The sequence below is a fragment of the Lacticaseibacillus hulanensis genome, assembly GCF_004010095.1.
In the GTDB taxonomy this organism is placed as follows: domain Bacteria; phylum Bacillota; class Bacilli; order Lactobacillales; family Lactobacillaceae; genus Lacticaseibacillus; species Lacticaseibacillus hulanensis.
Genome location: NZ_RRYD01000009.1, coordinates 1 through 11,971 on the forward strand (window position 1 = coordinate 1; position 11,971 = coordinate 11,971).

The 11,971-nt window shown below is 54.3% G+C and carries 17 protein-coding genes; 2 read left to right on the forward strand and 15 right to left on the reverse strand.

Annotated features, from left to right (window positions below):
* Positions 1 to 128: 128 nt before the first annotated feature.
* Together rpoZ and gmk are read right to left on the reverse strand one after the other, a co-directional pair.
* Positions 129 to 404 carry a DNA-directed RNA polymerase subunit omega gene (rpoZ, locus tag EKN00_RS02990; protein ID WP_127848670.1) on the reverse strand — a complete coding sequence of 92 codons (276 nt, stop codon included), beginning with the start codon at positions 402 to 404 and terminating at the stop codon, positions 129 to 131.
* Positions 405 to 489: 85 nt separating this feature from the next.
* Positions 490 to 1,107, reverse strand: coding sequence for a guanylate kinase (gmk, locus tag EKN00_RS02995; RefSeq protein WP_127848671.1), 618 nt, complete (start codon positions 1,105 to 1,107; stop codon positions 490 to 492).
* Between the two features lie 294 nt (positions 1,108 to 1,401).
* Between gmk and EKN00_RS03000 the strand changes: the two genes are divergently transcribed.
* A complete protein-coding gene (locus EKN00_RS03000; protein ID WP_127848672.1) occupies positions 1,402 to 1,704 on the forward strand; it encodes a hypothetical protein in 303 nt (100 codons plus the stop codon).
* Between the two features lie 82 nt (positions 1,705 to 1,786).
* Here EKN00_RS03000 and recN read toward each other — a convergent pair whose 3' ends face one another.
* The 12 genes from recN to EKN00_RS03060 form a co-directional block, all read right to left on the reverse strand.
* Complete coding sequence (recN, locus tag EKN00_RS03005) at positions 1,787 to 3,490, reverse strand: DNA repair protein RecN (RefSeq protein ID WP_127848673.1); 1,704 nt, start codon at positions 3,488 to 3,490, stop codon at positions 1,787 to 1,789.
* Between the two features lie 23 nt (positions 3,491 to 3,513).
* Positions 3,514 to 3,963 carry an arginine repressor gene (locus tag EKN00_RS03010; protein WP_164848002.1) on the reverse strand — a complete coding sequence of 150 codons (450 nt, stop codon included), beginning with the start codon at positions 3,961 to 3,963 and terminating at the stop codon, positions 3,514 to 3,516.
* Between the two features lie 181 nt (positions 3,964 to 4,144).
* On the reverse strand, positions 4,145 to 5,011 hold the full coding sequence (locus EKN00_RS03015; RefSeq protein ID WP_127848675.1) for a TlyA family RNA methyltransferase: 867 nt from the start codon (positions 5,009 to 5,011) through the stop codon (positions 4,145 to 4,147).
* Positions 4,965 to 5,774, reverse strand: coding sequence for a polyprenyl synthetase family protein (locus tag EKN00_RS03020; RefSeq protein WP_127848750.1), 810 nt, complete (start codon positions 5,772 to 5,774; stop codon positions 4,965 to 4,967). Before EKN00_RS03020 ends, EKN00_RS03015 begins: the two co-directional genes overlap by 47 nt.
* A gap of 37 nt (positions 5,775 to 5,811) precedes the next feature.
* A complete protein-coding gene (locus EKN00_RS03025) occupies positions 5,812 to 6,045 on the reverse strand; it encodes an exodeoxyribonuclease VII small subunit (RefSeq protein WP_127848676.1) in 234 nt (77 codons plus the stop codon).
* A gap of 16 nt (positions 6,046 to 6,061) precedes the next feature.
* Complete coding sequence (gene xseA / locus EKN00_RS03030) at positions 6,062 to 7,417, reverse strand: exodeoxyribonuclease VII large subunit (protein ID WP_127848677.1); 1,356 nt, start codon at positions 7,415 to 7,417, stop codon at positions 6,062 to 6,064.
* A gap of 159 nt (positions 7,418 to 7,576) precedes the next feature.
* The gene (nusB, locus tag EKN00_RS03035; protein WP_127848678.1) at positions 7,577 to 7,987 is read right to left on the reverse strand and encodes a transcription antitermination factor NusB; all 411 of its coding nucleotides are present in this window, start codon (positions 7,985 to 7,987) and stop codon (positions 7,577 to 7,579) included.
* On the reverse strand, positions 7,987 to 8,418 hold the full coding sequence (locus EKN00_RS03040; RefSeq protein ID WP_127848679.1) for an Asp23/Gls24 family envelope stress response protein: 432 nt from the start codon (positions 8,416 to 8,418) through the stop codon (positions 7,987 to 7,989). The genes nusB and EKN00_RS03040 overlap by 1 nt, the downstream gene beginning before the upstream one ends.
* A gap of 82 nt (positions 8,419 to 8,500) precedes the next feature.
* Complete coding sequence (gene efp, locus EKN00_RS03045; RefSeq protein WP_127848680.1) at positions 8,501 to 9,058, reverse strand: elongation factor P; 558 nt, start codon at positions 9,056 to 9,058, stop codon at positions 8,501 to 8,503.
* 425 nt (positions 9,059 to 9,483) lie between these two features.
* Positions 9,484 to 9,768, reverse strand: coding sequence for a 50S ribosomal protein L27 (gene rpmA / locus EKN00_RS03050; protein WP_127848681.1), 285 nt, complete (start codon positions 9,766 to 9,768; stop codon positions 9,484 to 9,486).
* A gap of 54 nt (positions 9,769 to 9,822) precedes the next feature.
* On the reverse strand, positions 9,823 to 10,131 hold the full coding sequence (gene rplU / locus EKN00_RS03055; protein ID WP_127848682.1) for a 50S ribosomal protein L21: 309 nt from the start codon (positions 10,129 to 10,131) through the stop codon (positions 9,823 to 9,825).
* Positions 10,132 to 10,493: 362 nt separating this feature from the next.
* Positions 10,494 to 11,099 carry a TetR/AcrR family transcriptional regulator gene (locus tag EKN00_RS03060; protein WP_127848683.1) on the reverse strand — a complete coding sequence of 202 codons (606 nt, stop codon included), beginning with the start codon at positions 11,097 to 11,099 and terminating at the stop codon, positions 10,494 to 10,496.
* Between the two features lie 144 nt (positions 11,100 to 11,243).
* Here EKN00_RS03060 and EKN00_RS03065 point away from each other — a divergent pair, with 144 nt between their 5' ends.
* The gene (locus EKN00_RS03065) at positions 11,244 to 11,480 is read left to right on the forward strand and encodes a hypothetical protein (protein ID WP_127848684.1); all 237 of its coding nucleotides are present in this window, start codon (positions 11,244 to 11,246) and stop codon (positions 11,478 to 11,480) included.
* Positions 11,481 to 11,712: 232 nt separating this feature from the next.
* Here EKN00_RS03065 and EKN00_RS03070 read toward each other — a convergent pair whose 3' ends face one another.
* On the reverse strand, positions 11,713 to 11,964 hold the full coding sequence (locus EKN00_RS03070) for a hypothetical protein (protein ID WP_127848685.1): 252 nt from the start codon (positions 11,962 to 11,964) through the stop codon (positions 11,713 to 11,715).
* Between the last annotated feature and the right edge of the window lie 7 nt (positions 11,965 to 11,971).

An 11,971-nucleotide genomic window follows, 5' to 3' on the forward strand; every position in this document is an offset into this window, starting at 1 on the left:
TTTGGGGCTTCAACCGGCCGCACGGAAAATCCCAGCCGCACGGAACGCGCACCGGCCCCGCCCAGGCGCGGCCCCTACCCACCAAGACAAAATGAGGGCGAGACCTTCGTCCCGCCCTCACTAATTATTTATTCGCCGTCTTCTTCACGTGCACGTTCCACGTCTTCTTCACGGTCGAGACGTTCAGCATCGCGTTCGAGCAACTTGGATGCTGGGTCAATGATGACGTCGCCGGCTGCTACTTCTTCAAGCGCCTGGCCAACAGTCCGTGGCGACTTGTATTCTGACAGGGTGCGAATTTCACCGGCCTCGAGCTGGTGTGCCCGCTTAGCTGCAAGCACAGCAAGTGAGTAACGGGATGGCACGTGTGCCAGCAGCTTATCGATAGATGGGTAAACAATCATAGTCGCATTCTCCTTTTAACGGGGCAATCGCCCCAAACAAATCATACTCTGTTATTATAACGCAGAACTTAGGACCAGCGCACACTTAGTTAGCGTGCGTCAGCATCTCTGTGTAGTGGTCGAGCACCCGCTGAACGCGAAGGTGTTCGCTCTTGATGATGGATTCGATGCGTTCGACGGCCAAATCAACCTTATCGTTGACCACCGCGTAATCGTAATTGGACATCATCTTTAATTCACCCACAGCCTTTTGGACGCGCTTTTCAATCGTGGCACTGTCGTCAGTACCCCGGCCTTCCAAGCGGTGCTTCAGTTCGCCCAAATCTGGGGGAGTGAGAAAAATGAAGGCGGCATCTGGGCACTTGGCCCGGACCTGCATCGCACCATTCACTTCGATTTCGAGTAGGACATCGCGTCCCTGATCGAGTGTTTCGTTAACGTACCGCAGTGGCGTGCCGTAGTAGTTACCCACGTACTGCGCGTATTCCAACATCTGCCCGTCAGCGATTTCTTGTTCAAACTGCTCCTTGGTGCGGAAGTAGTAATCAACCCCGTCAACTTCACCTGGCCGCATTTTGCGGGTCGTCATTGAAACGGAATATTTGAAGTCGCGGAATCCAGACTGCATCATTGCCTGGCGTACGGTTCCTTTACCGACGCCTGATGGTCCGGACAGAACGATTAGCATTCCCCGTTCTGGCATTTTTAGTCCTCCCAATCTGTCTACGTATCCGTCCATTTTGCGCCAATTTGGCCCTAAACGCAAGTATTTAACGTATTTACCAGTAAAATAAGGCCGCTGGTTTTCAAATAATGGTCCACGATATTGACGGTGATTCAGAAAGTCACTGATTGCGACCAGAGTTGCTTGCCGTCCCTCCCCCAGTTGATTTATTCACACAAAAAATAGCGAACATTTTTTCGCCTTTGGGGTTGCATTTTAGAACGCCTGTTCGTATACTGTATTTATCAAACAGATGTTCGGAGGAAAACAATCATGGATATGCAGCGCAGCACTTTGTCACGAGTTGAAGCAACCATTCGCTCCTCATACAGACAGTTATTCGCCATCGATGAACCGGAAATAACCATGCCCCAATCCCAGATTGAGCTGTTTGCCAAGCAGGCTCTGCGCAAACACATGATTGTTGCTGTCACCCTCAATAATCAGCCGGTCTCCATCATCGGCCACTTCAGCCATACCCTCAGCGAAGGAACCCTGCTGCTGCGGGATCAAAACGGGAAGGTCGACCACATCGTTCCCCTTGCTTCATGCACCTTCATCCAGCGGCTCGCCTAGTTCCCCGCGCCGCCGGTATCAGCACAGTTCATTAAAAGTCCCCGATGTCACAGCTCTTGCTGCAACATCGGGGATTTTTTTACTACTTATGAACAAGTTTAGCGCGGGTCTGATCCGCCATCCTGAGCAATTCCTGTGCGTGCTGCCGCGTCAGGTCGGTGATCTCTTCACCCGCAAGCATGCGGGCCAGTTCGTCAACCCGCGCAGTTTCAGACAGTGGCGTCACCGTGCTCTGGGTGCGGCCGTTCACAACGCGCTTGCCAATCTTGTACTCATGGTTCGCCATCGCCGCCACTTGCGGCAGGTGCGTGATGCACAATACCTGTGACTGGGCCGCGATGGTCACAATCTTGTTGGCAATTGCTTGCGCCACGCGCCCAGACACACCCGTATCTACTTCATCGAAAATAATACTGGTGACCCCGTCAGATTCGGCGAAAATCGTCTTCAGCGCCAGCATGATTCGGGACAATTCCCCACCACTTGCAATCTTGGCCAGTGGCTGTGAGCGTTCACCTGGGTTGGGCTGAATGTAGAACTCGATGCTGTCGTGGCCGAATGCAGAATACTCATCCTCGGGCATTGGGGCAAAGTGGACGGTGAACACGGTCTTGGCCATGTACAGGGCCTTGAGCTGCTCGTGAACCGCCGCCTCCAGCTTTTCCGCCGCCTTGTGCCGCGCCGCCGTGAGCTGAGCGCCCAAATCGACGACCTGCCCCCGCAGCGCTTCAACCTGCTCTTCAAGCCCAGTTGCGTCGGCTTCCGTGGCTTCCATGCTGGCAAGTTCCTTCTGGGCACTCTTACCGTACGCGATGACGTCCTCAATCGTGTCACCGTACTTGCGGCGCAGTTGCTGCAGGGTATCGAGCTGCTCTTCGACTTCTTGCAGGCGGCCCTCGTCCCACTCAAGACCATCAATCTGGCGGGAAATATCATTCTGGGCATCCTGCAACGTGTAGTAGGCGCTGGCGATGTTCTCCGCGATTTCCGCGTACGCCGGATCCAAGTTGCCGATATCGGCCATCGTTGACTGAGCCGTGCCCACCGCGTCGAGTGGGTTGAACTCATCGCCGCTTAACGCACCGTAAGCCTCGGCCAGACTGTCCTGAATTCGCTGGAAGTTGGCTAAACGTTCATGTTCAACTTCCAATTCATCCTCAATCGTTGGCGTTAAGTTGGCCGCACTGATTTCGTCAACCTGAAACCGCAGCATGTCCAGCCGCTGCGCCCATTCCTGCTCATTAGCGTTCTTCTTGCGCAGCGCCGCGGCCCGTTTCTGGAACGTGGCAAAGACCTGGGTGTACTGGCTCAGCAAGTTTTGCACGCCGGCACCACCGAATTGGTCCAGTAAGTGCACGTGACTTTCTGGCTTGGTTAACTCCTGGTGCTCATTTTGGCCGTGAATATCCACCAGGGTTTCCCCAATTGCCCGCAGCGTGCTCGTGTTGACGAGCTGGCCGTTCACACGGCAAACGTTGCGGCCACTGGCGTACAGGTCCCGTTCCAGCAGGACCTGCCCACCATCGAGTTCCAGGTCGTACTTGGCCAGTTCTGCCTTGGTGTGATCGTTATCCGCCGCGAAGAACATCCCCTGCAGCGTCGCCTTCTTGGCCCCGGTCCGGATGAACTCGCTGGAACCACGGGCACCCGCAAGCAGCGATACGGCATCGATGATGATTGACTTCCCGGCCCCAGTTTCCCCGGTTAGTGCAGTCATCCCCCGCTCAAAACTCAAATCGAGTGATTCAATGATAGCAAAATCATGAATGACTAATTCCTGTAGCAAGGTCAGCCCTCCTGTCAGATTGTCTAATCAAGCACCATGCGCAATTCAGCCGCTAATTCCTGGGCCGCACTGGCGGACCGGGCAATAACCAGAATGCTGGCATCGGTGGGAATGGTGGCAAAAATGCGGTCATCGTTGTGTGAGGCAATCAAGCTCGCAACGGCCGGCCCGCTCCCGGGAGTGAGTTCAAGGTTAACGAAGTAGTCCTGCACCTCAACGTTGCGGAGTGCGGAGACAATCACGCGGTCACCCTTCCCCGCGGTTTCGGTGCGGGCGATGGGCATGCTGTAACGGTAGCGGCCAGCTTCAATCGGCACTTTAACGAGCGCCATGTCCTTGATGTCCCGCGACACGGTGGCCTGAGTCACCGCAACACCGGCATCGAGAAGGAGCTTAACCAATTGATCTTGGGTTTCCACCACGTTGGTAGTCAGAATTGAGCGAATAATTTCTTGGCGCGTTTGCTTTGGCATAAAACTTACCTCCCAGTGCTTGGACACTCCCATTTCTGAACCGACCAAAGTCAGGCCAGAAGTGGGGCCAAGCACAGTTATTATCTATGCATAAGAATAACAGATTAGCGCATAATATGCATGTATATTATGCGTGGCCACTCGTCAATTGGTTGCCAAGATGACTTGGGTAAAGTCGCATTTAATCAAGCGTCCCGTGCGCGGCGTCCAGCACCGCATCGATGTCCACTTCCTTGGCGATTGCCCCTTCTGGCGTGTTCTGGAGCCAAATCAGGAACTCAATGTTCCCTTCGCCCCCCTTGATTGGGGAGAAATCCAGCCCGCGGACAGTGTAGCCCGTTTCGACGGCAAAATTGACGATGGTCTCCAGCACTTCGCGGTGCACCTCTTCATCCTTCACAATCCCGTGCTTACCAACCTTGTCGGGCCCCGCCTCGAATTGCGGCTTGATCAGGGCCACGGCGTAACCGTCCTGCTTCAGAATCGGACGCAGTGGTGGCAAAATCAGCTTGAGGGAGATGAAGGAAACATCGGTCACGGCGAACTCAACCTGGCCAAAGGTGAAGTCTTCCGGCTTGGCGTAGCGGAAGTTGGTCTGTTCCATCACGTGGACGCGCTCGTCACTGCGCAGTTTCCAGACCAGTTGGTTCGTCCCAACGTCGAGCGCATAAACCTGCTTGGCCCCGTTTTGGAGGCAAACATCGGTGAAGCCGCCAGTGCTGGAGCCAATGTCCAGCACCGTTTCGCCGCTCACGTCGATCCCGAAGCTAGTGAGCGCCTTGGCCAACTTGAGGCCCCCGCGGCTCACGTAAGGCAGTTTCTTCCCCTTAACGTGCAATTCACTATCCGCGGCGATTTTCACGCCCGGCTTATCCAGGCGCTCGTTATTCTGGTCGTACACTTCACCGGCCATAATTGCCCGTTTTGCTTGTTCACGGGATTCAAACAGTCCCTGGCCAACCGCCAGTACATCTACTCGTTCTTTCACAAGAATTCCTTTCTTACGCGAGGTAATCCGCAATCGCCGCAAGCACGCTCGTGTCCGCATCCAGTTTGGTCAGGGCTGACCGTGCTTGCTCGTATTGCGCCCTTAATTGCTGCCGTGCACCGGTCAGTCCGTACAACGTTACGTACGTCGTCTTGGCGTTCGCCGCGTCCTGGCTGTTGCTCTTGCCCAGTTGCGCGGCGGTCTCGGTCACGTCCTCAATGTCGTCCTTAATCTGGAAACCCAGCCCAAACGCGGCGGCAAAGGCATCAAGTTGCACCCGGTCCGCCTGGTCAACGCCCGCCACAGCGGCACCCATGGCCACCGCCGCCCGCAGCAGCGCTCCCGTCTTGTGCCGGTGCAACGCACTTAGCGCTGCAGCGTCCAGATCCCGGTGGCTGCCCTCCATGTCCATCATCTGGCCAGCAACCATCCCGGGCGAACCAGCGGCAGTCGCCAGCTCATTCACGAGTGCAAGTCGCGTGGCAGCGGGCAGACTACCCGAACTGGCCAGCCGAAATGCATCGGTTAGGAGCGCATCCCCGGCCAATATCGCCGTGGCTTCGTCGAACTGTACGTGACTGGTTGCCCGGCCGCGGCGCAAATCGGCATTGTCCATTGCGGGCAAGTCATCGTGAATGAGCGAGTACGTGTGGACAAACTCGATTGCGGCGGCTGCGGGATAGGCGGCAACCACCGGCGCGCCAAACGCCGCCGCGGTGGCCAGCACCAGCAGCGGCCGCAAGCGTTTGCCCCCCGCATCAAGTGAGTACGCCATCGCGTTTGCAAGGCGGGCATCGTGGCTGGCGCGCAGCTCTGCGTCCATGTAACGCGTCAGCGCCGGCAAGTTTGCCTGCGCAAAGTTACTTAGCGTCTGCGTTTGGGTCAAATGTCTTCAGCTCCCCGTCTTCAGTCATCACCTTGGCAACGGCTGCTTCAGCTTCCTTCAAGGTCTTGTCGAGTTCCTTGGCCAAACTGACACCGGCCTGGAACTGACTCATTGCCTGTTCCAGCGGCACGTCACCCTTTTCGAGCTGATTGACGATGTCTTCCAGCTGCTGCAAGTTCTCTTCAAAAGTTGGTTTCTGATCTGCCATGGTCTTCCTCCAGTCCTTAGTGGACACTCTTTTCTTCCTGAACGCTCTGCACCCGCGCACCGATTGTCCCATCCGCCACGTGAATTGTGACGTCGGCGCCAACCGCAAAGTCCTTAGTTGCTTGGGCTAATTCACCCTGCTTATCGGTCACGAATGCGTATCCGCGCGCCATCGTCTTCAGGGGACTCAGGTGGTCGAGGCCATCGACATCCGCCTGAATCTTCTGTCGCAGCTGGGTGAGCATCTTGACCATTGCCTGCTCACTGCGCCGCTGCAAATCCTGCGTGTGCAACTGGGCTTGGGCAATGCGCGGCACCAGGTTGGTGTGCGCCAGGCGCTTTTGCAGATACTCCAACTGACTGGCACTTTGCGTTAGCCCGCGGGGCACCGTGGCGCCAAGACGCGTACGCAACTGATCGACGCGCTGCAGGTAGTTATCGTACAGGCGGTCCGGCTGCGTCAACATGACGCTTCCCCGGGCCCGGTCCAGCCGCGCGCGATCTTGTTGTAAGATGGCATTCTGCGCCCGGATTAGGCGGTCGGTTAACTTCTGCAGGTTAAGTGCAGCCTGCACCTTGGTCACCGGCGTAACGTACTCGGCCGCGGCCGTCGGGGTTGCTGCTCGGTAATCGGCGACGTAATCGGCGATGGTCACGTCCGTTTCGTGACCAACAGACGACACGACGGGGATGTGCATCGCCGCAATCGCGCGGGCGACCCGCTCCTCGTTGAATGGCCACAAGTCTTCAATTGAACCACCACCACGGCCCACGATGACGGCATCGAACTTCCCGACCCGGTCAACGTTTTGTAGCTGGGCGACAATGTCATCGGCCGCCGCATCCCCCTGGACCAAGGCCGGGAACAGGACGATTTCCAGTTGCGGGTACCGCCGTTTGACCGTCGTCATGATGTCCTGAATAACCGCACCACTGGGGCTAGTCACAACCGCCACGCGACGTGGATATTGCCGTAGCGGCCACGCGTTGTGAATATCGTATAGTCCTTCTTTTTGCAGGTTAGTGTTCAATTGCTGGAAAGCAGCGTAGAGCGCACCAATGCCGTCGGGTTCCAGGCGTTCGATGGTCATCTGGTAATTACCGCTGGGCGGATAAACGCCGATGCGCCCCACGGCAAGGACGCGCATGCCGTCTTCCAGCTCGAATTTCACCTTCGCAAAGGCGCTCTTGAACATGGCCACGTTGATTTTGGCGCCGTCGTCCTTCAGCGAGAAATACTGATGCCCCGCGCGCTTGCGAAAATTGGACACTTCACCGGCGACGTAGACCTGCCGCATGTACGGGTCCGCGCTGAACTTGCGGGCGATGTAGGTCGTGAGCGCCGTTACGGTTAAATAGTCACTTGGCTGCATGTTGCTCCCCCTTAACGTAGCCGACCGGGCAAACTGTGGCTTGGTCCCAGTAGTCGACGTGTTTAGATTACGCAAAAAATGCCACAAATGGTGCTGACTGAATCAATAATATGTAAAAAACCGGGGGCGGGGTTCACCCCCACCCCCGGTCTTGGGCCGTTACGCTTGAGCTTCCGCTGGGCGGATGAAGTTGGCCAGTATACCGTTGATAAACCCGGCAGTCTGAGTATCGGCGAATTTCTTCCCGAGCTCAATGGCTTCGTTCAGCGCCGCCTTGTCTGGCAGGTCGCTCTCAAACTGAATTTCGTAAAGACCTAGCCGCATGATAACCAAGCTGGTTTTGGACAGACGCCCAAGACTCCAACCCTTTTTCAGGTGGCCGCTAAGCTCTTGATCCAATTCGTCCTTGTGGGCAAGCACCCCATCAACCAGACTGATTAGGTAACTAGGAATTGGTTCATCTTCCGGCAGAACTGCCGTGTAAGTCATTTCCCGATCAGCATCGGGATTAGCGTCAATGGCGAAGAGCGTCTGGAAAGCTGCTTCGCGGATTGCATGTCGAGTGAGCATTATTCGTCATCCTCGGTATCTTCGGTATCTTCAAATAGGTCTTTAGGGTCAATTTTGGCAATTTTTTCGGGTACGACCCCGACAACGTGAACGTTGACTTCAGCCAGTTCCAGGTCAGTCATGTACAGGAGTTGTTCGCGCAATGTTTCCTGCATCTCGAGGGCCACCTTAGGCACGGACACGCCGTAATTAAGGTATACGTACACATCGGCGCTCAGACGACCGTCTTCAAGGTGCAAGGTGACACCCTTACCCCGATTTTCCCGTCCGAACAACTGGTTAATACTAGACGCAAGCGTTCCACGCATCTGGTACACACCGTCGACCCCGACAGCTGCAATGCCAAGAATGACTTCGACAACTTCTGGCGCAATCTCAATTGTGCCTTCGTCGTCACGTCCGGTCAAAATGATGTTTGTATCTTCAGCCATAACGCAACCTCCTCATGATTGGCACTGCAACTGGTGCAATGCTCGTTGTGCTTTTTCTACTAAATACCCGGTACCAAACTAATTAGGCGCGGGAAATGTATGAACCGTCAGACGTGTTAATGGTGAGCACGTCGCCTTCGTTGATGAAGAACGGAACGTTAACCACAAGCCCGGTTTCGAGCGTTGCTGGTTTGGAACCGCCTGAACTGGTGTTCCCGCGAATCCCAGGTTCGGTTGCGGTAACGGTCAAGTCAACTGTCTTAGGCATTTCAATCCCAAGGGTTTCATTGCCGTGCATGATGATGGTGACCACCATTTCTTCCTTCAGGTACTTCAGCGCATCGCCAAGCTGATCCTTTTCGAGGGCAATCTGTTCGTACGTTTCATTATCCATGAAGTTGTACTGGTCGCCATCTGCGTAAAGGTACTGCATCTTCTTGGTGTCAATCTGCGCCTTCTCAACCTTTTCGGTAGAACGGAAGGTCTTTTCCTGAACGGCACCGGTACGTAAGTTCTTCAGGGTCGAACGCACAAAGGCGCTACCCTTACCTGGCTTAACGTGCTGGAATTCGACAATGCGCCAAAGGTCATTGTCGACTTCAATGGTCAATCCGTTCTTAAAATCATTTACTGAAATCATGCGAATCCTCCAAGATTACATTCTGTTTTTATGGTAACAAAAGCAACTACCACGCGCAAGCAATACCGACGCCCAGGGGGCAGCGGGTTACGCACGGCACGCACACAAAAACACCGGAGTCACGCACCATCATGCAGGCAATAAACCTACTTAACGGGCGGGGCCATCTGGGTGCTTCGTGCACTTAACCTGTCTAGTTCTTTAGCGAAAACATTAACTCGGTTCATAGCATTCTCCATGGAAATAATTGGCCGGGGCCAACTACTTCGGTAACCGCAAAATTGCGGGAATTAAGTCAACTGGTACTGCCAGTTGAGCAAGATGCATCTTTACGTAAAATAATACGCCTAAACGGGCACGGCAACAACGCCGCAATGCCCCGCCAATAAAAAAACGCTCCACGAGGGGAGCGTTTTATCAGCTAATTAAGCTTCCACTGGGTAAACGGAAACCTGCTTCTTGTCGCGGCCGAGACGTTCGAACTTAACGATACCGTCTGCAACTGCAAAGAGCGTGTCGTCGCCACCGATCTTAACGTTCGTCCCTGGGTGAATCTTCGTACCGCGCTGACGGTAGAGGATGTTACCAGCCTTAACGAACTGACCATCAGCGCGCTTGCTGCCAAGACGCCGACCTGCTGAGTTACGGCCGTTAGAAGTAGAACCGCCCCCTTTGTGGTGGGAGAGGAATTCAAGATTCTGCATTTCCATGATGTTGTACACCTCCATGTTTAGGATGATTACGGATTACTCCGTGAGATAGAATTAAAGGTTAATTGCGTCAATCGTAACTTTCGTGTATGGCTGACGGTGACCCTTCTTCTGGTGCTGGTGCTTCTTAGGCTTGTACTTGTAAGTAACAACCTTCTTTTCCCGGCCCTGTTTTTCAACTTTACCGGTTACGGTAGCACCTTCAACAACGGGCGTGCCAATCTTGGTTTCGTCGCCGCCGACAAGGATGACCTGGTCAAAGGTTACGGTTGCGCCTTCTTCTGCGTCGAGCTTTTCGACGTAGATAGCCTTACCGGCCTCTGCCTTGTACTGCTTGCCGCCAGTCTTGATAATAGCGTACATGTGTACACCTCCTACGTGCCCAATGGGCTGATTCCCTGATTACTCGCCGCGATAGGTGCTTGCGCTTAATGCCTATCTACGAGCGGTTGCAGATGTAGGGTGACAAATACAACGTTGATATTTTACCATAACCAGCCCATTAAGCAAGCTTTTCCTGAAAATTTCCATTACTCATCCCCTGCCGGCGACCGGCTCAGCTGATCACCTGCACTATACTGATAGGAAAAGTTTGGTTTGCGTTGGTTCAACTATGCCAGTTTAATTAACGCAGAGCAACAAAAAAATCGGCCAAGTCCACTCGCAGCGCTGCGCCCGAATACTTACCCGATTACTTACCCAACTTTGTTCAGCTAACAATCTTACTAACAGTAGAACTCACGCAGTCCCATCCCCTCTTCGGGTGCAAAATCACTTGCTTCCTGAATGAGGTGCGCTACGTAATCAGCTTGCCAGTTGCTACTCTTATCCACCCAATTCTTAAAAATAGCAACGTCGATCACACTGGCAACAGCGGCAAGGTCGCGCAGGTTCAGCGTGGCAGTTGCGGGGCGCTTGTGACTGACCGCAAAGCGCATAATCGCGTCCGTGAGTTCCTGCGTCAGCACGTCGATGAATGGTTCCGTGTCATTTTGGAACAGGACGGCAAAACCATTGTCTTCACGCCGCAAATACTCTAGCGCCCGGCGCACGTGCAATCGGGGAATCTGTGTATGATCATCTCTTTGACTATACACACTTGCGGCGATGAAGTCTGTGACCGTGTCGTGGCGAACCGCATCAATGAAATCGTCCTTGTCTGCATAATGCTGATAAAAAGTCCCGCGCGTTATTCCTGCCGTCTCAGTGATCGTCGCAACACTCAAGCGGTTGATGGGCGCCTGCGCAAGGTTTTGGAACAATGCGCGTCGAAGCCGTAATTCGGTCTTCTTAATCCGCGGGTCAACGCGGTGTGGATGATTTGATAACATGATGGTTCACCTCCTAAACTACCATGTAAAAGTATACCAATCCGACCTTTAAGTGTCTAGTTCTGACTTGTCCGTTTTGACAAGTTCGTATATACTGCACGCAGAGTGTTTTTTCGCGCGAAGCAGCGCATACGGGAGGACAGTATGTTAATTGATTTGCTCATTTTTCTAGTTGTGACCGGCCTGCTGGCAGTTGTCATTGCGCGCCTCGCTGAACCGTTGAACCTGATAGTTGCGGGCATCATTGTCCTCAGCATCATGATTATCGCGTTCAAACTGTTCGGTTTCAGCGTTTTCAGCCTGCTACTGACCGTCTGGATGATTGCCATCATCGCCGGGTTGTACATACTGCGCGCGTACGTTCGCAGCGGCCGCATCTAGCAACAACAATAAGTTAAAAAAGGACCGCAAGTAAAAACTTGCGGTCCTTTTTCGTCCGTAACAACTGTCACGGACGGTCCCAATCGAACTTGCGAACACTGGCACTTGCCGGCGACAAACAAAGTTGCCGGCTGCAAGCACGGGAAATTCGCTGATTCAAGCAATTCGCCCGACCGATTGGGTGCCCCTGCCAAGGAACTCAAGGTTACCACAGCTTTTTTCGGCTAACAAGTCACTGACTCAATTCGTCAAGCGCGGATAGCGGACCAAGAAATTCCGCGGTTGGCATAAGGGTCACCTCGCAGGCATAGGTCGCAAGTAATAACCAGTACGCATCACTTCCATAACTAAGATCAGCATCCACCGCCTGCGCGGCCCGGGCCACAATCGGCAAGACCGTCTCCTTGGACGCGTGCAGCCGGTTGTGCGTCCACCAGAACCACACTCTTTGGCCGTCAATGACTGTGCGCAACACAAATTCCACACGGACA